Source organism: Kitasatospora sp. NPDC087861 (assembly GCF_044742585.1).
GTDB lineage: Bacteria > Actinomycetota > Actinomycetes > Streptomycetales > Streptomycetaceae > Kitasatospora.
This window is the reverse complement of sequence record NZ_JBIUUS010000036.1, coordinates 28,115-49,821: the sequence shown is the minus strand read 5'-3', so window position 1 is coordinate 49,821 and position 21,707 is coordinate 28,115. Positions and strand designations below refer to the sequence as shown.

Annotated in this window: 24 protein-coding genes; 14 read left to right on the top strand and 10 right to left on the bottom strand. The window is 72.9% G+C overall.

Annotated features, from left to right (window positions below; translation table 11 throughout):
• Positions 1-172 precede the first annotated feature (172 nt).
• Positions 173-1,972, top strand: coding sequence for a bifunctional metallophosphatase/5'-nucleotidase (locus tag ACIOJE_RS33895; RefSeq protein WP_400781526.1), 1,800 nt, complete (start codon positions 173-175; stop codon positions 1,970-1,972).
• Positions 1,973-2,028: 56 nt separating this feature from the next.
• On the opposite strand, the gene ACIOJE_RS33890 is transcribed toward ACIOJE_RS33895, so the two are convergent.
• The 5 genes from ACIOJE_RS33890 to ACIOJE_RS33870 all read right to left on the bottom strand — a co-directional run bounded on the left by ACIOJE_RS33890 (position 2,029) and on the right by ACIOJE_RS33870 (position 7,524).
• A complete protein-coding gene (locus ACIOJE_RS33890) occupies positions 2,029-3,543 on the bottom strand; it encodes a HAMP domain-containing sensor histidine kinase (RefSeq protein WP_280685437.1) in 1,515 nt (504 codons plus the stop codon).
• Positions 3,540-4,310, bottom strand: coding sequence for a response regulator transcription factor (locus tag ACIOJE_RS33885; protein WP_280685438.1), 771 nt, complete (start codon positions 4,308-4,310; stop codon positions 3,540-3,542). Before ACIOJE_RS33885 ends, ACIOJE_RS33890 begins: the two co-directional genes overlap by 4 nt.
• 54 nt (positions 4,311-4,364) lie before the next feature.
• Positions 4,365-5,480 carry a S1C family serine protease gene (locus ACIOJE_RS33880; RefSeq protein WP_400781523.1) on the bottom strand — a complete coding sequence of 372 codons (1,116 nt, stop codon included), beginning with the start codon at positions 5,478-5,480 and terminating at the stop codon, positions 4,365-4,367.
• A gap of 125 nt (positions 5,481-5,605) precedes the next feature.
• Positions 5,606-6,667, bottom strand: coding sequence for a LacI family DNA-binding transcriptional regulator (locus ACIOJE_RS33875; protein ID WP_280685440.1), 1,062 nt, complete (start codon positions 6,665-6,667; stop codon positions 5,606-5,608).
• Positions 6,668-6,792: 125 nt separating this feature from the next.
• The gene (locus ACIOJE_RS33870; RefSeq protein WP_280685441.1) at positions 6,793-7,524 is read right to left on the bottom strand and encodes a response regulator transcription factor; all 732 of its coding nucleotides are present in this window, start codon (positions 7,522-7,524) and stop codon (positions 6,793-6,795) included.
• A 687-nt stretch (positions 7,525-8,211) separates the two neighbouring features.
• Between ACIOJE_RS33870 and ACIOJE_RS33865 the strand changes: the two genes are divergently transcribed.
• The 7 genes from ACIOJE_RS33865 to ACIOJE_RS33835 all read left to right on the top strand — a co-directional run bounded on the left by ACIOJE_RS33865 (position 8,212) and on the right by ACIOJE_RS33835 (position 12,859).
• Positions 8,212-8,505, top strand: coding sequence for a MoaD/ThiS family protein (locus tag ACIOJE_RS33865; RefSeq protein WP_280685442.1), 294 nt, complete (start codon positions 8,212-8,214; stop codon positions 8,503-8,505).
• 5 nt (positions 8,506-8,510) lie between these two features.
• Complete coding sequence (locus ACIOJE_RS33860; RefSeq protein ID WP_400781520.1) at positions 8,511-9,848, top strand: hypothetical protein; 1,338 nt, start codon at positions 8,511-8,513, stop codon at positions 9,846-9,848.
• Positions 9,849-10,071: 223 nt separating this feature from the next.
• Entirely contained in the window at positions 10,072-10,797 is a 726-nt protein-coding gene (locus ACIOJE_RS33855; protein WP_280685443.1) for a DUF2993 domain-containing protein, read from the top strand.
• A 240-nt stretch (positions 10,798-11,037) separates the two neighbouring features.
• A complete protein-coding gene (locus tag ACIOJE_RS33850; protein WP_350517234.1) occupies positions 11,038-11,118 on the top strand; it encodes an Ms5788A family Cys-rich leader peptide in 81 nt (26 codons plus the stop codon).
• Positions 11,119-11,350: 232 nt separating this feature from the next.
• Complete coding sequence (locus tag ACIOJE_RS33845) at positions 11,351-12,184, top strand: sulfurtransferase (RefSeq protein WP_400781517.1); 834 nt, start codon at positions 11,351-11,353, stop codon at positions 12,182-12,184.
• A gap of 38 nt (positions 12,185-12,222) precedes the next feature.
• A complete protein-coding gene (locus ACIOJE_RS33840) occupies positions 12,223-12,513 on the top strand; it encodes a DUF1416 domain-containing protein (protein WP_030059605.1) in 291 nt (96 codons plus the stop codon).
• A gap of 73 nt (positions 12,514-12,586) precedes the next feature.
• Positions 12,587-12,859, top strand: a complete 273-nt coding sequence (locus tag ACIOJE_RS33835; RefSeq protein WP_280685445.1) for a DUF3099 domain-containing protein — start codon at positions 12,587-12,589, stop codon at positions 12,857-12,859.
• A 33-nt stretch (positions 12,860-12,892) separates the two neighbouring features.
• Here the strand turns inward: ACIOJE_RS33835 and ACIOJE_RS33830 are convergent, their stop codons facing one another.
• Entirely contained in the window at positions 12,893-13,255 is a 363-nt protein-coding gene (locus tag ACIOJE_RS33830; RefSeq protein WP_280685446.1) for a DsrE family protein, read from the bottom strand.
• Positions 13,256-13,604: 349 nt separating this feature from the next.
• On the opposite strand from ACIOJE_RS33830, the gene ACIOJE_RS33825 reads away from it, so the two are divergent.
• The 3 genes from ACIOJE_RS33825 (at position 13,605) to ACIOJE_RS33815 (ending at position 15,778) form a co-directional block, all read left to right on the top strand.
• Positions 13,605-14,189, top strand: a complete 585-nt coding sequence (locus ACIOJE_RS33825; RefSeq protein ID WP_280685447.1) for an FABP family protein — start codon at positions 13,605-13,607, stop codon at positions 14,187-14,189.
• Between the two features lie 107 nt (positions 14,190-14,296).
• Complete coding sequence (locus ACIOJE_RS33820) at positions 14,297-14,761, top strand: Fur family transcriptional regulator (RefSeq protein ID WP_400676894.1); 465 nt, start codon at positions 14,297-14,299, stop codon at positions 14,759-14,761.
• Positions 14,762-14,815: 54 nt separating this feature from the next.
• Positions 14,816-15,778: a YgfZ/GcvT domain-containing protein gene (locus ACIOJE_RS33815; protein ID WP_400781513.1), complete on the top strand. Its 963-nt coding sequence runs from the start codon at positions 14,816-14,818 to the stop codon at positions 15,776-15,778.
• Positions 15,779-15,818: 40 nt separating this feature from the next.
• On the opposite strand, the gene dtd is transcribed toward ACIOJE_RS33815, so the two are convergent.
• On the bottom strand, positions 15,819-16,259 hold the full coding sequence (dtd, locus tag ACIOJE_RS33810; RefSeq protein ID WP_280685450.1) for a D-aminoacyl-tRNA deacylase: 441 nt from the start codon (positions 16,257-16,259) through the stop codon (positions 15,819-15,821).
• Between the two features lie 475 nt (positions 16,260-16,734).
• Between dtd and ACIOJE_RS33805 the strand changes: the two genes are divergently transcribed.
• The 3 genes from ACIOJE_RS33805 (at position 16,735) to ACIOJE_RS33795 (ending at position 18,685) form a co-directional block, all read left to right on the top strand.
• Complete coding sequence (locus ACIOJE_RS33805; protein WP_280685451.1) at positions 16,735-17,346, top strand: ABC transporter substrate-binding protein; 612 nt, start codon at positions 16,735-16,737, stop codon at positions 17,344-17,346.
• 69 nt (positions 17,347-17,415) lie between these two features.
• On the top strand, positions 17,416-18,375 hold the full coding sequence (locus ACIOJE_RS33800) for an asparaginase (protein WP_280685452.1): 960 nt from the start codon (positions 17,416-17,418) through the stop codon (positions 18,373-18,375).
• A gap of 100 nt (positions 18,376-18,475) precedes the next feature.
• The gene (locus tag ACIOJE_RS33795; protein ID WP_280685453.1) at positions 18,476-18,685 is read left to right on the top strand and encodes a dodecin; all 210 of its coding nucleotides are present in this window, start codon (positions 18,476-18,478) and stop codon (positions 18,683-18,685) included.
• 6 nt (positions 18,686-18,691) lie between these two features.
• Here the strand turns inward: ACIOJE_RS33795 and ACIOJE_RS33790 are convergent, their stop codons facing one another.
• Genes ACIOJE_RS33790 through ACIOJE_RS33780 form a run of 3 tightly spaced genes read right to left on the bottom strand, consistent with a single transcriptional unit; the run spans position 18,692 to position 21,608 of the window.
• Positions 18,692-19,510 carry a heme ABC transporter ATP-binding protein gene (locus tag ACIOJE_RS33790; RefSeq protein WP_400781508.1) on the bottom strand — a complete coding sequence of 273 codons (819 nt, stop codon included), beginning with the start codon at positions 19,508-19,510 and terminating at the stop codon, positions 18,692-18,694.
• Positions 19,507-20,568 carry an iron ABC transporter permease gene (locus tag ACIOJE_RS33785; protein ID WP_280685455.1) on the bottom strand — a complete coding sequence of 354 codons (1,062 nt, stop codon included), beginning with the start codon at positions 20,566-20,568 and terminating at the stop codon, positions 19,507-19,509. The genes ACIOJE_RS33790 and ACIOJE_RS33785 overlap by 4 nt, the downstream gene beginning before the upstream one ends.
• Positions 20,565-21,608 carry a hemin ABC transporter substrate-binding protein gene (locus ACIOJE_RS33780; RefSeq protein ID WP_400781504.1) on the bottom strand — a complete coding sequence of 348 codons (1,044 nt, stop codon included), beginning with the start codon at positions 21,606-21,608 and terminating at the stop codon, positions 20,565-20,567. The genes ACIOJE_RS33785 and ACIOJE_RS33780 overlap by 4 nt, the downstream gene beginning before the upstream one ends.
• Between the last annotated feature and the right edge of the window lie 99 nt (positions 21,609-21,707).

Genomic DNA, 21,707 nt, shown 5'->3' with positions numbered 1-21,707 from the left:
AACCGTCGCGGCTCCCGTCGGACGGCGATGGTTCGTCAGCAGGTAATCCTCTCGTTACGTTCAACGTCCTGACAGCTACGCGCGTTGACCTTAGGCTTCACAGGCGCAACACATCGCCCAGACGCCCGGTCCAGTTCACAGCGGGCGCTCCTCCAAGGTGCAGGGGACCCTCATGCTCTCCGTCAGATCCCGACGCGCGGCGCTCGCCGTCGTCGCCGCCGCAGGTCTGTTCGGCACGGTGGCCGTGCCGACGGCCGCGCAGGCCGCCGACGCCAACGCCAAGCGTCACAAGACCGTCAACCTCCAATTGCTGGCGATCAACGACTTCCACGGCAACCTGGAGCCCCCGGCCGGTTCGTCCGGCACCGTCAAGGAGATCGACCCGGCCACCGGCAAGGAGGTCTCGACCCCGGCCGGCGGCATCGAGTACCTGGCCACCGAGCTGCGCAAGGCCCGGATCCCGGCCGATGACTCGATCACCGTCGCGGCCGGCGACATCATCGGCGCCAGCCCGCTCACCTCGGCGCTCTTCCACGACGAGCCGACCATCGAGGCGATGGACAAGCTCGGCCTGGACGTCACCTCGGTGGGCAACCACGAGTTCGACGAGGGCGCGCAGGAACTGCTGCGCATGCAGGACGGCGGCTGCCACCCGGTCGACGGCTGCTACGAGCCCGGCCGGACGTTCAAGGGCGCCAACTTCAACTACCTGTCGGCCAACGTCACCGACGAGAAGACCGGCAAGCCGCTGCTGGCCCCGTACTGGGTGACCAAGTCGCAGGGCGTGAAGGTCGGCTTCATCGGCGTCACCCTGGAGGGCACGCCGAACATCGTGACCGCCGAGGGCGTCAAGGGCCTGAAGTTCGCCAACGAGGTCACCACGATCAACAAGTACGCCGCCGAGCTCAAGGCCAAGGGCGTCAACTCGATCGTCGCGCTGATCCACGAGGGCGGCTACCCGGCCAGCGGCGTCTACAACTACGACTGCGGCCCGGCGGGCCAGGGCATATCCGGCCCGATCGTCGACATCTCCAAGAAGCTCGACCCGTCGATCGGCGCCATCGTCACCGGCCACACCCACAACGCGTACGCCTGCAGCATCCCCGACCCCAACGGCGTCCCGCGCTCGGTGACCAGCGCCGCCTCCTTCGGCCGGCTCTACACCGAGATCGACCTGAAGCTGGACAAGACCACCGGCGAGATCGTCCGCCCGTCGGTCAAGGCCGAGAACCACGTGGTGCGTCGCACCGTCGAGAAGGCGCCCGACATGACGGCGCTGATCGACCACTACTCCAAGCTGGCCGCCCCGATCGCCAACCGTCCGATCGGCTACATCGGCGCGGACATCAACGGCCGTGGCAGCAGCGACCTGGAGAAGCCGCTCGGCGACCTGATCGCCGACGCCCAGCAGGAGGGGCTCGCCGCGGCCGACAAGGGCGGGGCGCAGGTCGCCTTCATGAACCCCGGCGGTATCCGCTCCGACCTGGTCTACAAGGCCTCCGCCGGTGAGGGCGACGGCGTGGTGACCTACGGCGAGGCGTTCACCGTCCAGCCGTTCACCAACATGATGCAGGTCAAGACGCTGACCGGCGCCCAGCTGATCCAGCTGCTCCAGCAGCAGGTCAGCGGCTCCAACGAGGCCGCGCCGAAGATCCTCCAGCCGTCCTCGAACCTCCACTACACCCTGGACATGCGCAAGACCGGCGCGGACCGGCTGATCGCCGACTCGGTCCGGCTGAACGGCGCCCCGGTCGACCCGGCGGCCAAGTACCGGGTCGCGGCCAACGAGTTCCTGGCCGGCGGCGGCGACGGCTTCCCGGCCTTCGCGGCCGGCACCGACAAGCTCGTCGGCGCCTCCGACCTGGACGTCTTCACCGCCTACCTGGGCGCCCACAGCTCGGCGGCCTCGCCGCTGAAGGCCCCGGCGCAGGACCGGATCAAGGTCATCGGCCCGGGCAGCGACATCGACTGACCGTGAGCCGGCACAGGACGGGCGGGGCGCTGTCGGGGCGCCCCGCCCGTCCTGCGTCATTCGGGGGCTGGGCCGCCGGGCAACCGGACGGTCGCCAGCGTGCCCGGACCGCCGTCCCCGGCCGGGCCCAGCGACACCTCGCCGCCCGCCTCCCGGACGCTCTGCGCGACGATCGACAGGCCGAGCCCGGAGCCGGGCAGCTGCCGCGAGGACGGCGAACGCCAGAACCGGTCGAACACGTACTGCAGTTCGTCCGGCGGAATGCCGGGGCCGTGGTCGCGGACGGTCAGCATCCCCTGCTGGAGGCGGACGTCGATGGTGCCGCCGGGTGGGCTGTACTTGACCGCGTTGTCCAACAGGTTGATCACCGCCCGTTCGAGCGCGGCGGCGTCGCCCTGCACGAACCAGGGCTCGGTCGCGGTCTCGAAGACCAGCCCGGGGCCGCGCAGCTTCGCCCGCTCGACCGCCCGCCCGGCGATCTCGTGCAGCGCCACCACGGAGAGGTTGCGGACCGGCTTGGGGGAGTCCGGGCGGGACAGCTGGAGCAGGTCGCCGATCAGGACGGTGAGCTCCTGCATCTGGGCCTTCATGTTGCCCAGCAGCTTGGTCTTGGTCGCGGCGGGCAGCGGGCGGCCGGTCTCGTTGCTGCGGATCAGCAGGTCGACGTTGGTGCGCAGGGAGGTCAGCGGGGTGCGGAGCTCGTGGCCGGCGTCGGCGATCAGCCGGGTCTGCCGCTCGCGGGAGTTGGCGAGGGCGGTGCTCATGGAGTTGAAGGAGGTGGAGAGGCGGGCGATCTCGTCGTCCCCGTGGACGGGGATGGTGGTGCCGACCTCCTCGGTGCGGGCGATGTGCTCGACGGCTTCGGTGAGCTGGTCGACGGGCTTGAGCGCGGACCGGGCGACCAGGCGGCCGGCGATGGCGGCGAGGGCGATGCCGCCGAGGGCGACGGCGCCGAGGAGGATGGCGAGTTGTCGGAGGGACTCCTCGGCGGCCTGGGTGGAGGTGGCGACCAGCACCAGCGCGGTCGGGTAACCGAGGACCTCCGAGCGGGCACTGGTCACCAGGACCATGGCGGGCTTGCCGTTGGTGTAACGGCCGTCCCGGATGATCGACTGACCGGGCTTGAGGTTCAGGGCCTTGCTGTCGTCCGTCTGGACCAGGATCGCCTTGTTGGAGCTCATGGGCAGGCAGACCAGGGGAGGACCGGACGGGCTGAGCAGGACGTACTGGGTGTCGCGGGGGACCGAGGCCCCGACCGGGGGCTGCCGGGAGTTGTTCTGGAGGTTCTTGAGGGCGGACTGCGGGGTCGCGGCGCAGTCGTTGGGGCTGATCGGGGGGAGTTGGACCCGGATGCTCTGGAGGTCGCTGCGGACCAGCCCGTACATCCGCTGTTCCACGATGAACCAGCAGGCCAGCGCGGACAGGGCGATGGCCACCGCCACCGCCGCCGAGGTCAGGAAGATGAGGCGGCTGCGGAGGGAGCGGGAGCGGAACCACTGGGTGAGGCGCCGGCGGCGGGGGATGAGCGGGGGTGCCAGCGGCGGGGGTGGGATGGGGGCGTCGGAGGTCACGTGGTGGCGCCGGCGGCCGGGCGCAGGGCGTAGCCGACGCCGCGTACGGTTTGGATCAGGCGGGGCATGCCGCCCTGCTCGGTCTTGCGGCGCAGGTACATCACGTAGACGTCCAGGGAGTTGGAGGAGGGCTCGAAGTCGAAGCCCCAGACGGCCTTGAGGATCTGCTCGCGGGTGAGGACCTGGCGGGGGTGGGAGAGGAACATCTCCAGCAGCATGAACTCGGTGCGGGTGAGTTCGACGGGCTTGCCGGCGCGGGTGACCTCGCGGGTGGCGGTGTTCATCCGCAGGTCGGCGAAGGCCAGCACCTCGCTCTCGTCCTCGGCGGCGGCGCGGGCGGCGGCCTCGGTGGCGAGGGCGTTGCGGCGCAGCAGGGCGCGGACGCGGGCGAGCAGTTCGTCGAGCTCGAAGGGCTTGGCGAGGTAGTCGTCGGCGCCGACGTCGAGGCCGGTGACGCGGTCGCCGACGGCGTCGCGGGCGGTGAGCATCAGGACCGGGACGGTGTCGCCGCGCGAGCGCATCCGGCGGACGGCGGTGAGGCCGTCCATCCGGGGCATCATGATGTCCAGCAGGACGAGGTCGGGCCGGTCGCGTTCGACGGATTCCAGGGCCTCGTAGCCGTCGGTGGCGGTGGCGACCTCGTAGCCCTCGAAGGCGAGGCTGCTCTCCAGGGCGTCCCGGAGGGCGGGTTCGTCGTCGACCACGAGCAGCCGGGCGGACAGGTGGCCGGGCTCGGCGGGGGTGCGGTCGTCGGCGGACGGGGTCATGGGCGGCTGCCCTTTCTCGTCGGGTGGAGGGCCTACTGGGAGTAATTGTCCGTCTTACAGGTTCTGGCCGGCCTGCAGTTTCGGCAGAACCTGCTTGATGTCGTTGATCGGGATGGCGAAGCCGAGGCCCACGCTGCCGGCACTGCCGCCGCCGGCGGTGGAGCTGGTGCCGCTGGGGGCGTACATCGCCGAGTTGATGCCGATGACCTGGCCGTTGGCGTTGATGAGCGGGCCGCCGGAGTTGCCGGGGTTGAGGGCGGCGTCGGTCTGGAAGGCCTTGTAGGTGGTGGTGCTGCCGCTGTTCTGCTGCGGGAGGCTGCCGCGCAGGCCGGGCAGGTTGGGGAAGCCGAAGCCGCCGTTGTTGCTGGTGCTGCCCTCGTCGAGCTGGACGGTGACGTCGCGGTTCTCGGCGCTGATGATGCCGGAGGTGACGGTGCCGGTGAGTCCGTCGGGGTTGCCGATGGCGACGACCGGGTCGCCGACGGCCACGGTGGAGGAGTCGCCGAGGGTGGCGGGGGTGAGGTTCTTGGCACCGCTCGCGGTGATCACGGCGACGTCGAGGGACTTGTCGGTGCCGGTGACGGTGGCCGGGGCGGTGGAGCCGTCCTTGAAGGTGACGGTGATCTGGCCGCCGTCGGCCGCGGTGTCGATGACGTGGTAGTTGGTCAGGATCCGCCCGCTGGTGTCGAGGACGACGCCGGTGCCGGTGGCGGTGCCCTTGCCGTTCTTGACGGTGATCTGCACGACACTCGGCGAGACGGCGGCGGCGATGGCGGTCACGTCGGCGCCGCCGTCGGAGCGGGCGGAGACGGGGCTGGCGATGGTGCTGGTGCGGGTGCCGGAGGAGTGCTGCTCGGCGGCGACGAACCCGCCGGTGACACCGCCGAGGACAGCGGCGACCGCGGCGACGGCGGTGACCAGGGCCAGCCGTCCGCGCAGCAGGCCGCGCCGGGCGCGGTTGCCGTGGCCGCCGTGGCCGCCGGGCTGGCCGGCGGTGGGCGGTGCGGGGGGCATGGACGGCGGGGGCGGGGCGTCGAAGCCGCCGTCGGAGTGGTCCTCGCGGTACCCGTAGGCGGTCGTGGCGGCGCTGCTGCCGAGGACGGTGCCCTCGACCACGCGGGGCTCGTACGGACCGTACTGCTCGTCGTGGTGCTGCTGCTGTTCGCTCATGCCGACTAACGTCCGCCCGGGGCATGAGGATCGGATGAGAACCGGCTCAGAAGGGTCCGAGAAGCCCGTTGGGTTCTCATAAAGCCTGGTCAGGCGGTGTGCGGCGGCCGGTTTGGCGGAGGCTGCTACTCCGCTTCCCCGGACGGGGCCGGGGCGGCGCCGTCGCAGCCGCAGGAGCGGCGGATGACGAGGCGGGACGGGAACTTGCGGACCCGCTCGGTGTCCGATCCGGGCACCATCAGCGAGTCGTCGAGCACCAGGTCCACGGCGGCCCGGGCCATCGCGTCGCGGTCGGAGGCGACGGTGGTCAGCGGCGGGTCGGCGAGCGCGGCCTCGGGCACGTCGTCGAAGCCGGCCACGGCGAGGTCCTCCGGGACCTTCAGGCCGACCTCGCGGGCGGCCCGCAGCACGCCGATCGCCTGGTCGTCGGTGGAGCAGAAGATCGCCGACGGCCGGTCCGGCGAGCGCAGCAGGTCGAGCGCGACGTCGTACGCGCCGTAGCGGTGGAAGGGCGCGTCGATCAGGTGGGGCTCGGTGGGCAGGCCGTGCGCGTCCATGGCGCGCTGCCAGCCCTCGACGTGGTCGATGACCGGGTCACCGGGGGCGGGGGACTCGACCGGGCCGCCGAAGCAGGCCACGTACGGGTGCCCGTGCACCTCCAGCAGGTGCCGGACGACGGCCTCGGCGCCGCCCACGTCGTCGGTGACCACCGCGACGTCGTCTATGGCCTCGGGGCGGCGGTGCAGCAGGACGACCTTCGCGCCCTCCATCGCGGCGAACTCCTCGGCGGCGCGCTGCGAGGGGCCCTGGCTGACCAGGATCAGGCCGGAGACGCGCATGCCGAGGAAGGCCCGGACGTAGTGCACCTCGCGGTCGTCCACGTAGTCGGAGTTGCCGATCAGTACGAGCTTGCCGCGATCGGAGGCGGCCCGTTCCACGGCGTGCGCCATCTCGGCGAAGAAGGGCTGGCGGGCGTCCGGGACGACCATGCCGATCAGGTTGGTCCGGCGCGAGGCCATGGCCTGGGCGACGCTGTTCGGCCGGTAGCCGAGCTGCTCGATCGCGGCGAGGACCTTCTCCCGGGTCGCGGGCGCGACCGGGCGCGGCCCGTTGTTGATGACGTAGCTGACGACCGCGGTCGAGGTACCAGCCAGCCGGGCTACATCGTCGCGCGTCACTTTGGCCACGGGGGGAGTCTACGCGTGTGGCGTCCGCGTCGGCAGTGGGTCCTGGGGGCTGCCGGCGGGTGCACTGCGGGTGCCGAGGGGGCGAACCGGACAAGCCGGGCGGGGCCGACCCCGCCCGGCCTCCGTCAGGCCTCCAACGGTGCCGAGGGGCGCTGGGCGAGCTCCGGGCGCTCGCCCTTCTCGGGCTTCTCCGGGACGACGAAGCGGTAGCCGACGTTGCGCACGGTGCCGATCAGCTGCTCGTGCTCGACGCCGAGCTTGGCGCGCAGCCGTCGGACGTGCACGTCGACCGTCCGGGTGCCGCCGAAGTAGTCGTAGCCCCAGACCTCCTGCAGCAGCTGCGCCCGGGTGAAGACCCGGCCGGGGTGCTGGGCGAGGTACTTGATCAGCTCGAACTCCTTGAAGGTGAGGTCGAGCGCCCGGCCCTTGAGCTTGGCGGAGTAGGTGGCCTCGTCGACCGAGAGGTCGCCGTTGCGGATCTCCATCGGGCTGTCGTCGGTGGCGACCTGGAGCCGCCCGAGTGCGAGCCGCAGCCGGGCCTCGACCTCGGCCGGGCCGGCGGTGTCCAGCAGGACGTCGTCGATGCCCCACTCGGCGGTGACGGCGGCGAGGCCGCCCTCGGTGACGACCAGGATCAGCGGGCAGCCGATGCCGGTGGAGCGCAGCAGCTGGCAGAGGCTGCGGATCTGCGGCAGGTCGCGGCGGCCGTCGACCAGGATGACGTCCGCGCTGGGGGTGTCCACCAGGGCGGATCCCTCGGCGGGAGCCACCCGGACGTTGTGCAGCAGCAGGCCGAGGGCCGGCAGCACCTCCGCGGAGGGTTGCAGCGCGTTGGTGAGGAGGAGGAGAGAACTCATACCCGGTAGTCCCCTTTCCGGGTCGTCGCGGTCGCGTTACGGCTGCCGCCACAGCCGGATGGCGCACGTGCTGAGGTGAGGGGGAGGACGGCGGGCGCCTGAGGAGTACCGGAGGATCGGCCGGCGCGCAGGACGCGGCGGCGCACGCGCCGAGGGTCCCGCAACCCCTGGCGCACCGTTTCTGCCCTGCTCATCCCGCGAACCCTCCGGTCTGGTCCGGCCCCGGGCGGCGGCCCGGTCGCCGGGTGGCGACACCCCGGCCGGCCGCGGCACGTCGTTGTGCCGCGTGAGGCGGGGAGCGGTTCCCACGACGCGCCGGGGGTGGGCCGACGAATCGCAAGAACATCCGTACTGGCGTCCTGAAAGCACAAAAGGACCCGGGGGCGACTCTGCCCGGATCCCTCTTGGACGTTGAGGATAGCCGAACGGCCTGCGCACCGGGAGGGCTCGAATCCGGCGGTTCGCCCAATCCGGGCGTGCGCCGGGTGAGCCTGGACACAGCTTCGAGCGGTCCTCCGGGCGCCCTGGGCCAGGGCGATTGCCGGTCGTGGCGGCGGACACGCCATCATGGGACGCACATCGGCGGCGCCGTGCGAGTCCATCTTTCGGGTGGTCTGGCGGGCACTCCGGTGGCGAGCCGGACCGGGGTACCGGGGCCGGGCGAGGACGACGAGAAGGGGTGGCCCGATGGGTGCGACCACGGAGCCCGCGAGCGGCGCCCGGGTGCGCGGGACGATCCGCTACTGGGCGGCCGCGAAGTCCGAGGCCGGGCTGGCCGAGGAGCCGTACGAGGCGGTGACCCTGGCGGAGGCGCTCGCGGCGGCCAAGCGGCGGCACGCGGACCGGCCGAAGCTCGTCCAGTTGTTCGGGCACTGCTCCTACCTGGTCGACGGCGCCCAGGTCGGCGGCCGGGACCACGCGACCGTCGCCCTCACCGAGGGCGGAACGGTCGAGGTACTGCCGCCGTTCGCGGGAGGCTGAGCGGCGTGACGGACATGAACAACGCGAACCAGGGCGGCTACGGCGAATGGCCGCAACAGCCCCAGCAGCAGTATCCGCAGCAGGGGCAGCACGCGCAGCCGCAGCAGCGGTACCCGCAGCCGCAACAGGGGCAGTACCCGCAGCACCCGCAGGCTCAGCAGGGGCAGTACCCGCAGCAGGGGCAGCAGCCGCCGTACGGCTACCCCGGCCACGGGCAGCCGCCGATGGAGGACGCCGCGACGACGCTGCTGCCGCCCGTGCCGGCGATGGACGACGCGGCCACCACGCTGCTGCCGCCCGTGCCGGCGATGGACGACGCGGCCACCACCCTGCTGCCGCCGGTCCCTCCGATGGAGGACGCGGCCGCGACCACGCTGCTGCCGCCGGTGGTCGTGTCCGGCACGATGCCGGTCGCCCCACCGGCCCGGACGCCCGCCCAGCCGCCGGCCGGGCACGCCGCCCCCGCCGCTCCTGCACCGGCCCCGGCGCCGTACGCGGGGACCCCAGCCTTCGACCCGCCGACCATGACGCTCAAGCGCCCGGTCGCCCCGGCGGGTACCCCGGCCGCGCCGCCGTACGGGGCCGTCCCGGCGCAGCCCGCGCCGGTGGCACCGCCCGCCGGCCCGCGCGGCCGGACCGGCTCGCCGATCATCGACCCGGGCCTGCAGCCCGCGCTGATCACCGCCGGCGTGGCCGCGCTGCTGGCCGGCGGCGCCGCGCTCGGGCAGGTGGCGCTGGCACTGGTGGTGGCGCTGCTCCAGGTGCTGACGGCGGCCGGCTGGTTCCGGCTGAACGGGATGTGGCCGGCCCGCCAGGGCATCGCGCTCGCCGCGCTGGCCGGGCTCACCGCGGACGCGGCGGTGCTGCTGGCGGACTCCGACGGCAGTGTGGCGGCGGTGGTCGGCACGCTGGGCGGGTTCTTCCTGCTGGTCCTGGTGCTGCAGACGTTCCGCCCCTCGGACCCGAAGGAGCGGTTCTACGCGTTGACGGTGCTCGGCTCGGCCACGGTGGTGACGGTGCTGTGCACCACGCTGCTGGTGGCCGACTGGGTGCCGGCCGGGGTGGGCGCGGTCGCGCTGGCCACCGTGCTGGCCGCGGCGCCGCTGCCCGGCCCGAAGCGGCTGGGCCCGGTGCTGGGCCTGCTGGCGGCGGTGCTGCTGGGTCTGCTGGTGGGTGCGCCGCTGGCGCTGGGCGCGCTGGCGGGGCTGGGGGCGCTGGTCGGCCGCCGGGTCGCGGCGTACGACTTCCCGTCCCGGTTCGTGCACATGACGGCGGGCGTGGCGCTGCCGCTGGCGGTGGCCGCGCCGCTGATCTGGCTCGCCACCGACCTGCTGGCCGGCTGACCCCGGCCGTCGACCGTGACGTCCCGCCTCGGAACCATGCTCCGGGGCGGGACGTCGTACGGTCGTGCGGGAGCGGCCTCGGCCGGGCGGCCTCCACGGGACCCCGGACGACGGCCGCGAACGACCACGACGAACGACGACCACGAACGACGACCACGAACGACGACTACGACGAACAGCGACACCGAACGACGACAGCGACCGGCGACGGCGGGGGAGAGCGATGCGCGGATGGCTGAAGGCGACGATCGGCCTGGTGGTGGTGTCCGGCCTGCTGGTCGGCGCCGACCGGATCGCGGTCGGCGTGGCCGAGGACCAGGCCGCCGACCGGATGGTGAGCAGCGGCCGGATGAGCCAGCGGCCGGACGTCTCGATCGAGGGCTTCCCGTTCCTCACCCAGGCGCTGTCGATGAAGCTGGACGACGTCCGGATCTCCTCCGACGGCCTGACCGTCGGTGACGGCGGTCACCAGGTGGCGCTGCACTCGTTCAAGGCCAAGCTCTCCGGCGTCACCGTGAGCGACAGCTTGAAGAGCGCCACGGTGGACGACGGCACCGGCAGCGGCCTGATCTCGTACGCGGACCTCGCGCAGCTGCTGCCACCGGCCTCCCAGCTGATGTCGGGGGCGGGCAAGCTGCCGGTGGGCGGCAACTCCCGGCTGACCCTGTCGTACGCCGGGCCGGGCAAGATCAAGGCCGCGCTGGGGCCGGTCGCGGTCGGTGAGGGCTCGGTGCACAACAACGGGAACACCGTGACCGCGGACGGCTTCCAGCTCAGCGGGCTGGCCGGCGTGGTCGCCGGGATCACCAACCAGAGGCTGGAGCCGATGAGCTTCACGCTCGACTCGCTCCCGGCCGGGCTGAAGCTGGCCGACAAGGACGGGGCGACGCCGCTGCCGGAGGGCCTGCAGCTGACCTTCGAGGGCAAGGGCGTCAAGCTGCTGGGCTGATGGCCGCCCCGTCACTCCCGTCCTGTTCCGCTCCGCGAGACGCGCCGTCCAGCGCGGGTCGCGGAGCGGTTTCGTTTCCCCCGGTTGTGTGCCGCCCGGGGCCGCCCGGGGCCGCCGGACCGGCCCCGGCCTGTCGCCCGGTCGGCCGTGAAAAGCTCAAATCTCGGCATTCGGGCCATTTGGTCTCAATATTCGGTACGCTGATGACAGCGGGGCTTCGGTGTCCCTAGCATCGTCGACATGAAGCGACAGACGGATCTCACGAAGCGGCGGGCGGTCGACCTGTGCCGCGTGGCCGCCTGTCTGTGTCGAATGCGCTGACTCGGCGTCTTGGCTGGGCAGTTGACGCCCGCCCGCCGATCCTCCCGGTGACCATGCCAGGCCCTCTCGGCCGGCCGTCGTCGCCGCACCCCGCAGTCTCCTGGCCGGCAGGCCCGGGCCGCCGTCCCGTCCCAGTATTCGGACAGGAATTCGGACGGCAGTCGTCCGGGCGCCGCGCAGCACCTCCTGAGCAGAACCTTCCGCAAACCGCCCTCGGATGGAGAACACCACCATGAGCCGCAGCGACGTCCTGGTCGACGCCGACTGGGTCCAGGCCCGCCTGGACGACCCGAAGGTCGTCATCGTCGAGGTCGACGAGGACACCTCCGCGTACGACAAGAACCACATCCGCAACGCCGTCCGGATCGACTGGAAGAAGGACCTCCAGGACCCGGTCCGCCGCGACTTCATCGACCAGGCCGGCTTCGAGGCGCTGCTCAGCGCCAAGGGCATCGCCAACGACGACACCGTCGTGCTCTACGGCGGCAACAACAACTGGTTCGCCTCGTACGCCTACTGGTACTTCAAGCTGTACGGCCACGGCGACGTCCGCCTGCTGGACGGCGGCCGCAAGAAGTGGGAGCTGGACTCGCGCGACCTGGTCTCCGAGGTGCTGGCCCGCGAGGCCACCGCGTACCGGGCGCAGGCCGCCGACTCCTCGATCCGTGCCTTCCGCGACGACGTGATCGCGGCCATCGGCAGCCTCAACCTGGTCGACGTCCGCTCGCCCGACGAGTTCTCCGGCAAGCTGCTCGCCCCGGCCCACCTCCCGCAGGAGCAGTCGCAGCGCCCCGGCCACGTGCCGAGCGCCCGCAACATCCCGTGGGCCAAGAACGCCAACGACGACGGCACCTTCAAGAGCGACGACGAGCTCAAGGCCCTGTACGAGGCCGAGGGCATCGACCTGGCGAAGGACACCATCGCCTACTGCCGCATCGGCGAGCGCTCCGCGCTCACCTGGTTCGTCCTGCACGAGCTGCTCGGCCAGGAGAACGTCAAGAACTACGACGGTTCGTGGACCGAGTACGGCAGCCTGGTCGGCGTGCCGATCGAGCTCGGCAACTGAGCCCGCGGCTCGACCGTCGTCAGAAGGGAAGACAAGACATGTGCGGTGCGAAGGCCGGCGGCCCGGACCTGGCAGGAGTTGACGTGGCGAACGAGACGATCATCCAGGGTTCGGTGACCCGCGACGGTGAGCCGGTCAACGGCTACGTGCGGTTGCTCGACGAGGGCGGCGAGTTCACGGCCGAGGTGCCCACCTCGGCGACCGGCCAGTTCCGGTTCTTCGCCCGCCCGGGCAAGTGGACCCTGCGCGCGCTGGTGCCGGGCCAGACCGTGGACCGTCAGGTGGTGGCCTCCCAGGGCACCGCCGTCGAGGTCGCGATCGCGGTCTGATCCGCGTCTGATCCGCGGACGAACCTCACCGAGGGCCCTGCCATGGCGGGGCCCTCGGTCGTACCGTGGAGTGGTGCAGGCAAGGCGGCGGCGTCGCTTCTACTTCGCCATGATGGGCGTGTGTCTGGGCCTGTTCGTGCTGGCCTGGGGCGTGGTGAGGTTCTTCTCCGTGCCCGCCGCGATCGGCATGTGCGTGGTCGCGATGGTGATCCCGCCGGCCGCCGCGGTGTTCGCCAACAAGCGGGACCCGGACGACGACTGGTGGAACGACCCGCGCTGGGACGACCCGAAGTGGGACGATCCCGGCCACGACCGGGACCGCCCCGACCACGAGGAACGTCAGTAGGGGAGCGCCAGGGGACGAGGGCCGGTGGACGGGCTAGTAGACGAGGGCCTGGACGCCGTCGGCCATGATCTCGCTGACGAAGACCTGCGCGCCCGCGATCCGGACGCCCTCGACGGTGTCCTTCTGCACGATCCCCCGCCGCGCCGCGCACTGGGTGCACAGCGTCACCGCGCCGCTGGCGAGGATCGCCTCCAGCAGGTCCGGCAGCGGCGCGGCGTGCGGCAGCTCGAACTCCGCCGCCCGCCCCGGCAGGGCGAACCAGGAGGACTCCCCGGTCAGCCAGAGCGAGACCTCGATCCCGCTGGCGACGGCCACCGCCGCGACCGTGAACGCCTGCGCACACCGTTCCGGCGCGTCGGCCCCGGCGGTGACCTTGATGACGAGTTTCTTCGACATGGCGCCACCTTAGAGCGCCCGCGGCCCCCGCTCGCCGTCATCCCGGGATCCCTTGGGGAAACCTTGGACGGCGTGGGAACATCGGCGCGATCGGCGACGTGGTGGGGCTCACCGCGACCGGCCGATGACCGGCGGATAGAGTGAGCGACAGCAAAATCCACCACACTGTCGCCGCCTGGGAGCCCCCCGTGTCCGGTCTGGAAATGTTCTTCGACGGTCTGCTGGCCCTCATGGCCGTGCTGATCACCTGGTTCGCCATCTTCTCGGTGATGAAGCTCTACCAGGGCCAGCGCTGATCCTGCCGTACGGTTGAGGCAGCCCCACACCGACGACGACAGCGACCAGGAACATGATCGAGATCCCCTCTGACCTCCACAAGGACGTCGTCCCGCTCGCCTTCCTCCTCGGCACCTGGGAGGGCGCGGGCGTCTACGACTTCCCGGGCACGGAGAAGTGCAACTTCGGCCAGGAGATCGTGATCCGGCACGACGGCCGGCCCTTCCTGGAGTTCCGCTCCCGCACCTGGGTGCTGAACAACGAGGGCGAGAAGGTCCGTCCGCTGGAGAACGAGCACGCGTTCTGGCGCATCACCAGCAACCAGGACGGCACCAGCGGTGCCCGCGGGATCGAGATCTCCTCCGTCCGTGACGACGGCACGGTGGAGATCTGGTACGGCGAACTGGCCGACGGCAAGCCGCAGATCGACGTCTCCACGGACGCGGTGGCCCGGATCGAGGGCTCGCCGGAGTACTCGGGCGGCAAGCGGCTGTACGGCTTCGTCAACGACGAGCTGCTCTGGGTCGGCGAGAAGGCCGCTCCGAACGTGCCGCTGCGTCCGTACATGTCGGCCCAGCTGAAGAAGGTGCTCAGCCCGGCGCAGTTGATCAAGGACATCAACGACCTGCCGGACGACGGCATCGCCTTCTTCAAGTGAGCCCGGCCTTCCGCTGAGCGGTACTGCTTTCACGAGAGGTAGGGACCGGCCCCCGGGCCGGTCCCTACACTTGCTTCAGGACCCCCGACTTTGGCAGGGACAGCACCGTGGCGGACACCGGCACCACCGACTGGCAGCTCTCCGGCGACTGGAAGACCGACCTGCGCGAACGCGGCTACCGGCTGACCCCGCAGCGGCAGCTCGTGCTCGAGGCCGTCGACGTCCTGGACCACGCCACCCCCGACGACATCCTCTGCCACGTCCGGCAGACCGCCAGCGGCGTCAACATCTCCACCGTCTACCGGACGCTGGAGCTGCTGGAGGAGCTCGGCCTGGTCTCGCACGCCCACCTCGGCCACGGCGCCCCGACCTACCACCTGGCCGGCCGCCATCACCACCTGCACCTGGTCTGCCGGGACTGCGACAAGGTCGCCGAGACCGGCACCGAGATCGCCGAGCCGCTGATCCGGAGCCTGCGCGAGCAGCACGGTTTCGACACCGACCTCAAGCACTTCGCCATCTTCGGCCGCTGCGCCGACTGCACCGCCAAGCTCGCGGACGGCGGGTCGTAGGGCCTGTCGCACGACGCCGCGGGCCCCGTTGCCGGCCGGTCTAAGCTGGCCGGTATGAAGAGCCCGCTGCTGAGCCTGCCCGGAGCCGTTCCCGCCGAAGGTGCCGACGAGGGCGTCGCCGCCCACTACGGCGACATCTTCCGCGAGCAACGCAACCTCGCGCAGGGCACGGGCTTCGTCGACCTCTCGCACCGCGGCGTGATCACCGTCACCGGCCAGGACCGCCTCGCCTGGCTGCACCTGCTGCTCACCCAGCACGTCAGCTCGCTGGAGCCGCAGGTGGCCACCGAGGCGCTGGTGCTCTCCCCGCACGGGCACGTCGAGCACGCGCTCTACCTGGTCGACGACGGCACCACCACCTGGGCGCACGTCGAGCCGGGCACCCAGGAGGCGCTGCTGGGCTACCTGGAGAGCATGAAGTTCTTCTACCGGGTGGAGGTCGCCGACGCGACCGCCGAGTACGCCGTGGTGCACCTGCCGGCGGGCTCCGTCGTCTCCGTCGAGGGCGCCGCCGCGGTGCGCGAACTCCCGTACGGGCGGGACCTGTTCGTGCCGCGCGCCGGGCTGGAGGAGCTGACCGCCGGCTACGGCCCGGCGGCGGGGGTCTGGGCGTACGAGGCGCTGCGGATCGAGGGCCACCGGCCGCGGCTGGGCTTCGAGACCGATCACCGGACCATCCCGCACGAGGTGGACTGGCTGCGCACCGCCGTCCACCTGCAGAAGGGCTGCTACCGCGGGCAGGAGACCGTCGCCCGGGTGCACAACCTGGGCCGCCCGCCGCGCCGGCTGGTCTTCCTGCACCTGGACGGCACCGAGGAGACGCTGCCCCCGCACGGGACGGAGGTGCGGCTGGCCGCCGAGCCGGACGGGCGCCCGCTCGGCTTCGTCACGTCCTCCGCCCGCCACCACGAGCTGGGGCCGATCGCGCTGGCGATCGTCAAGCGGAACGTCCCGGTGGACGCGGTGCTGCTGGCCGGGACGGTGCCGGGCACCCAGGACGTGATCGTCCCTCAGTAGGGCCTTCGCCGAGGGCCTGCCGGCCGGACAAGCCCTGGGGTCAGACCTCGACGAGGACGGTGAACGGGCCGTCGTTCACCAGCGCCACCTGCATGTCGGCGCCGAACCGGCCCGTCTCCACCTTGGCGCCGAGCTCGCGCAGCCGGGCGACCACCTCGTCCACCAGCGGCTCGGCGACCGGGCCGGGGGCGGCGGCGTTCCAGGTGGGGCGGCGGCCCTTGCGGGCGTCGCCGTAGAGGGTGAACTGGCTGATCACCAGCAGCGGGGCGCCGAGGTCGGAGCAGGACTGCTCCACGCCCGCGTCGTCGGCGGGCAGCAGCCGCAGCGTCCACAGCTTGCGGGCCAGCTGCGCGGCCTTGGCCGGGGTGTCGTCGTGGGTGGCGCCGACCAGGACGCAGAGCCCCGGTCCCTCGATCGCGCCGACGGTCTCGCCGGCCACGGTCACCCTGGCCTCGGTCACTCGCTGCACCACTGCTCGCATGCCGCCATTGTGCCGGAGCCCGCCGGGCCGTCCGACGGTACCCGGTGCGCACACAAGGGGCGCGTACGTTGGTGTCGCACGCCGTGTATTGCGCGCCTGCGCGGAGTCGGGCGCCGCTCTTCCTGCGGAAAGACCCGGTCATATCAGCCACCCCCGTTCGCCAGGGGGCCGTTCGGGTGCACGGGCCGTGCGCCCGCGCCGGGCGGGGTGGCACGCTGGTGGACCGTACGAAGGGCTCGGGGCGCCATGGGGTCCGCCGCACCGGGCCGGGTTCGGCCGGGCGGTCGAGCCGGTAGGTCAGACGTTCCCGCGGTGTCGCCCCGAGGGGTGGTTCCGGCCGGGAACCGGAACCACCGGGGGCGGCCGGGCGTGCCAACGGACGGGACGTGTGAGCCCGTCGGGGGACGGGCGGGACCGGCGGCAGGGACGGAGTGCCGCGAGCGGGCGGGATCGGACGACGGCAGGTGGTTGGTTGATGGACGCGAGCAGCGCGGCGTGGGACCGGTCCGGGCACGTGGCGGAGGTCGCCGAGGGCGCCGAGGCCCTGGGAACGGCGATAGAGCCCGATCTGGAGCGGCTGGGCCTGGACCAGCTGCGGATCCTGCGCCGGGAGACCTTGGAGCAGGAGGCCGACCTCTCCTACCTGCGGCGGCTGCTGCACGGGCGGATGGACATCCTGCGCGCCGAACTCGACCGCAGGCCCGGCGGCCCGGTCCGCGCGGCCGGGGCGGGCGGCACCGACGGGCTCCCCGGCGACCTGCTGGACCGCCTCCCGGCCATCCTGACCGACGCGCCCTCCAGCGTGCGGCGCTCGGCTCGGCACGTCACGCTCGGGCCGCCGCGCGGCCACGAGTCCCAGCTGGAGGCGGACACGCTGATGGGGGACGTCCAGCTCGCCGACCTGGCCGCGCACCCGGCCGAGGAACTGCTGGCCGCGCTGGAGCGGCTGCGCGCGCACGAGCGCGAGGTGTCCGGGCGGCGGCAGCGGCTGCTGCGGACGGCCGACGGTTGCAATGCCGAGATCACCCGCAGGTACCGTGATGGGGAAGCACGGGTCGACGACCTGCTCGCAGGGGGGCCGCTCTGACCGGGTGAGGCACCATGGGCGGGTGCGCCCGGCTCTCCCCGGTCCACCCTCACCCCGGAAGGCCTCGCCATGTCCCAGTCCGTCACCCCGTCCGTCCTGGCCGAGGTCATACGCTCGGGTTTCACCGAGGGCCGGCACCACGGCTCGCTGGTGCTGCTCGCCGCCGACGGCTCGGTCGACTTCGCGCTCGGTGACCCCGACGCGCCGGTCTTCCCCCGGTCGACCGCCAAGCCGTTCCAGGCGGTGGCCACGCTGCGGGCCGGACTGGCGATCGGGGGCGAGCTGCTGGCGCTGGCCGCCTCCAGTCACTCTGCGGAATCGTTTCACCTCGACGGCGTCCGGACGATCCTGAGCTCCGCCGGGCTCGACGAGTCCGCCCTGCGCACCCCGGCCGACCTGCCACTGGACGAGACCGAGGCGGAACTGCTGCTCGGCTCCGGCGGCCGTCGCACCCCCATCCTGATGGACTGCTCCGGCAAGCACGCCGGCTGGCTGGCCGCCTGCGTCGCCAACGGCTGGGACACCGAGGGCTACCTGGACCCGGAGCACCCGATCCAGCGGCTGGCCCACGAGGCCCTGGAGGAGGGCACCGGCGAGACCGCCGCGCACGTCGGGGTGGACGGCTGCGGCGCGCCGCTGCTGGCCGTCACGCTGACCGGCCTGGCCCGCGGCTACCGCGGCCTGCTGCTGGCCGCCGAGGGCACCGCGCCGCGCCGGGTGGCCGACGCGATGCGCGCCCACCCCGAGTACGTGGCCGGCACCCGCCGGGCCGACACCTGGCTGATGCGGGCCGTCCCGGGCGCGCTGTCCAAGATGGGCGCCGAGGCCGTCCAGGTGGTGGCGCTGCCGGACGGGCGGGCGCTCGCCTTCAAGATCGACGACGGCGGCGAGCGGGCCCGCGGCCCGGTGCTGGCGGCCGCGCTGCGTCGACTCGGGGTGACCGGTGCGGACGACACCGTCGAGCGGATCGGCGCGGCCCCGCTGCTGGGCGGCGGCGCGCCCGTCGGACAGGTGCGGGCGGCGTTCTAGCGCTTGTCGGACAAGCGCTGGGACCTCCCGTCGGCGTGCGGGCGGACCGGCGGCGGTGCACGGTGGACCTGGGGCCGTCGCACAGCTGAGGGAGTCCGTCATGACTGACCACGTGTACCGGGTGACCGAGATCGTCGGATCCTCGACCGAGAGCGTCGACGCCGCGATCCGCAATGCGGTGGAGCGGGCCTCCCGGACGCTGCGCAACCTCGACTGGTTCGAGGTGACGCAGGTCCGGGGCCACCTGGAGGACGGGCAGGTGAAGCACTACCAGGTCGGCCTGAAGCTCGGCTTCCGGCTGGAGGACTGAGCCCGCTCAGCCCCGCTCGGGCAGCACCAGCGGCACCCCGGTGCGCGGGTGCGGCAGCACCTCGACCGGGTGGCCGTACACCTCGCTGAGCAGCGGGGCGCGCAGCACCTCGGCGACCGGCCCGTCCGCGACCGTCGCCCCGGCCGTCAGCAGCACCACGCGGTCCGCGTACGCCGCCGCCAGGGACAGGTCGTGCAGCACCACGACCACGCCGTCCCCGGCGGCGGCGCGCGCCCGGGCGACCCGCAGCACCAACTCCTGGTGGCGCAGGTCGAGGGCGGCGGTCGGCTCGTCCAGGAGCAGCAGCGGGGCGCGCTGGGCCAGCACCCGGGCCAGCGCCACCCGGGCCCGCTCGCCGCCGGACAGGGCGGTGAACGGGCGCCCGGCGAAGGCGGCGGACTCGGTGGCGGCCATCGCCTCGGCGACCACGGCCTCGTCCTCGGTGGCGGCGGCGGTGCCGGCCCAGGGGGCGCGGCCCATCCGGACCACCTCGTCGGCCGGGAACGGAAAGGACAGTGCGGCGGACTGCGGCAGCAGCGCGCGGTGCAGGGCGAGCTCGGCGGCGCCGTAGCCGGCCAGCGGGCGGCCGCGCAGCCGGACCTCGCCGCCGTCCGGCCGGACGTCGCCGGCCAGCACGGACAGCAGGGTGGACTTGCCGGCGCCGTTCGGCCCGAGCAGCGCGACCACCTCGCCGGCGGCGACCCGTACCGACGCGCCGTCCAGCAGGGCACGCCCGCCGGCGGCCAGCCGGACGGTCTCGGCCGTCAGCAACTCCGTGCCGGGGGACGGCCGTTCGGGTACCTCCCGAGGGGTCCGCAGTCTCATGCCCAGCCTCCCTGCCTGGTCCTGGTCCGGCGCAGCAGCCAGAAGAAGAACGGGCTGCCGATCAACGCGGTGAGCACCCCGAGCGGCAGCTCGGCCGGCTCGGCGACGGTCCGGGCGGCGAGGTCGGCGGCCACCAGGACCAGCGCGCCGCCGAGCGCAGAGGCGGGCAGCAGGAAGCGGTGGCCGGGCCCGGCCAGCATCCGCAGCAGGTGCGGGACGACCAGTCCGACGAAGCCGATGATGCCGCTGACCGCGACGGCCGCGGCGGTCAGCAGCGCGACGACGGTGATCAGCACCAGCCGCATCCGCTCGACGTCCACCCCGAGGTGGCGGGCCGGGCGCTCGCCGAGGGCCAGCAGGTCCAGCTTGCGGGCGTACAGCGGGGCGACGGCCAGGCCGACGAGGGCGAACGGCAGGACGGCGAGCACCTTGCCCCAGGTGGCCTGGGAGAGCGAGCCGAGCTGCCAGAAGGTGACCTGGCTGATCGCGGCGGAGTCGGCGGTGAACAGGAAGATCCCGATCAGCGCGCCGCAGAAGGCGTTCACGGCGACCCCGGTGAGGATCAGCGTGACCACCTCGGTGCGCCCGCCGGAGCGGGCCATCAGGTACACCGCGAAGACCGTCAGCAGGCCGCTGGCGAAGGCGAAGGCGGTGACCGTCCAGCTGCCGAGGGCGTCCAGGCCGAGCACGATGCAGGCCACCGCGCCGACCGCGCCGCCCGAGGAGACGCCGATCACGGCGGGCTCGGCCAGCGGGTTGCCGAACACGCCCTGCATCAGCGCCCCGGCGCAGCCGAGCGAGCCGCCGACCAGCAGGGCGAGCACCACCCGGGGCAGCCGGACGTTCCACAGCACGGACTCGGGCACCCGGTCCAGGGCGTGCCCGCCGAGGCCGAGCCGGTGGGCGGCGGAGGCCAGGATGTCGCCGAGTGGGATGCGGTAGGCGCCGACGCCGGCCGCGAGCAGGGCGCAGAGCACCAGGGCGGCGGCGAGCACGGCGGTGATCAGGGTGGTCCTGCTGACGGTGGGTGCGGCCTTCGACCGTACGGCGGTGGTCACTTGGCGTCCGCCGGGTAGAGCTGGGCGGCGATCTCGCGCAGCACCTGGGGGGTGCGCGGGCCGTAGCTGAGCAGTTGGCCGTCCTCGATCGAGACGATCCGGCGGTCGAGGCCGGCCGGGGTCTGGGCGACGCCGGGCAGCTTGAGCAGGCCGTCGACGCCGCCGACCGAGTCCAGGCCCTTGCTCATCACCAGGATCGCGTCGGGCGCGGCCTTGACCAGGGCCTCGCTGGTCAGCGGGGTGAAGTCGCCGCTGAGGCCGGCGGCGGTGCCGGCGTCCTCGCCGCCGACCGCCTCGATCAGCGAGCCGGCGCCGGAGGCGGGCCCGCCGAGCAGGTAGACGGAGGCGCTGCCGCGCAGGTAGAGGAAGGCGACCTTGGGGCGGCGGCCCGCGGTCGGGACGGCGGCCTTGGCCTCGTCGATCCGCTGTGCGGTGCGCTCCGTCAACTGCCGGCCGGCGTCCGGGATCCCGAGGGCGGCGGCGACGGTGTCGATGCGCGGACCGACGTCGGCGAGTCGCTTGGCGTCGTCCAGGACGAGCAGCGGGACGCCGGCCGCGCGGATCTGCGCGATGGCCTCGGCCGGACCGGTGGAGCGGTCGGCGAGGACGACGGTGGGGTGCAGCGAGAGCACGCCCTCGGCCGAGACGTCGTGGGCCTGGGTGATCACCGGCAGGGCGGCGGCCTGCTGGAAGGTGGTGGAAACGTCCCGGGCGACGACCTTGGGGCCGAGGCCGAGGCTGAACACCAGCTCGGCGAGGCTGCCGTTGAGCGGGATGATCCGCTCGGCGCTGGTGACGGTGACCTGGCGGCCGTCGACGGAGGCGGTGGTGGCCGGGAGCTGCGGGACGGGCTCCACGGGCAGCGGCTCGACCGCGTCGGGGGCCCGGGAGGAGCCCGCCGCGGTCGCCTTGGCGGCCGTGCCGGACGGGCCGCAGGCGGTGAGGGCGAGCAGGAGGCCGAGGGCGAGCAGGAGGCCGAGGGCGAGCAGCAGGAGGGCGGGCCCGCGGGCCACCCGGGGTCGGATCGTACTGCTGCTCAACGTGCTTCCCTTCGCCGGGAGTTGTCGCCGCTTCGGTCCTGGTCGGGGGGTCGCGGCGGGACTCTTGACTCATATATTAGGTTAGCCTTACCTGAGTTT

Excerpts from the sequence above, each read along its gene's own strand:
- ACIOJE_RS33870 (WP_280685441.1), bottom strand. The coding sequence starts at position 7,524 with ATGAGTTCTCTCCTCCTCCTCACCAACGCGCTGCAACCCTCCGCGGAG.
- ACIOJE_RS33795 (WP_280685453.1), top strand. The coding sequence starts at position 18,476 with ATGACTGACCACGTGTACCGGGTGACCGAGATCGTCGGATCCTCGACC.
- dtd (WP_280685450.1), bottom strand. The coding sequence starts at position 16,259 with ATGCGAGCAGTGGTGCAGCGAGTGACCGAGGCCAGGGTGACCGTGGCC.
- ACIOJE_RS33840 (WP_030059605.1), top strand. The coding sequence starts at position 12,223 with ATGTGCGGTGCGAAGGCCGGCGGCCCGGACCTGGCAGGAGTTGACGTG.
- ACIOJE_RS33800 (WP_280685452.1), top strand. The coding sequence starts at position 17,416 with ATGTCCCAGTCCGTCACCCCGTCCGTCCTGGCCGAGGTCATACGCTCG.
- ACIOJE_RS33815 (WP_400781513.1), top strand. The coding sequence starts at position 14,816 with ATGAAGAGCCCGCTGCTGAGCCTGCCCGGAGCCGTTCCCGCCGAAGGT.
- ACIOJE_RS33895 (WP_400781526.1), top strand. The coding sequence starts at position 173 with ATGCTCTCCGTCAGATCCCGACGCGCGGCGCTCGCCGTCGTCGCCGCC.
- ACIOJE_RS33885 (WP_280685438.1), bottom strand. The coding sequence starts at position 4,310 with ATGACCCCGTCCGCCGACGACCGCACCCCCGCCGAGCCCGGCCACCTG.
- ACIOJE_RS33865 (WP_280685442.1), top strand. The coding sequence starts at position 8,212 with ATGGGTGCGACCACGGAGCCCGCGAGCGGCGCCCGGGTGCGCGGGACG.
- ACIOJE_RS33790 (WP_400781508.1), bottom strand. The coding sequence starts at position 19,510 with ATGAGACTGCGGACCCCTCGGGAGGTACCCGAACGGCCGTCCCCCGGC.
- ACIOJE_RS33880 (WP_400781523.1), bottom strand. The coding sequence starts at position 5,480 with ATGAGCGAACAGCAGCAGCACCACGACGAGCAGTACGGTCCGTACGAG.
- ACIOJE_RS33850 (WP_350517234.1), top strand. The coding sequence starts at position 11,038 with ATGAAGCGACAGACGGATCTCACGAAGCGGCGGGCGGTCGACCTGTGC.
- ACIOJE_RS33825 (WP_280685447.1), top strand. The coding sequence starts at position 13,605 with ATGATCGAGATCCCCTCTGACCTCCACAAGGACGTCGTCCCGCTCGCC.
- ACIOJE_RS33830 (WP_280685446.1), bottom strand. The coding sequence starts at position 13,255 with ATGTCGAAGAAACTCGTCATCAAGGTCACCGCCGGGGCCGACGCGCCG.
- ACIOJE_RS33845 (WP_400781517.1), top strand. The coding sequence starts at position 11,351 with ATGAGCCGCAGCGACGTCCTGGTCGACGCCGACTGGGTCCAGGCCCGC.
- ACIOJE_RS33805 (WP_280685451.1), top strand. The coding sequence starts at position 16,735 with ATGGACGCGAGCAGCGCGGCGTGGGACCGGTCCGGGCACGTGGCGGAG.
- ACIOJE_RS33855 (WP_280685443.1), top strand. The coding sequence starts at position 10,072 with ATGCGCGGATGGCTGAAGGCGACGATCGGCCTGGTGGTGGTGTCCGGC.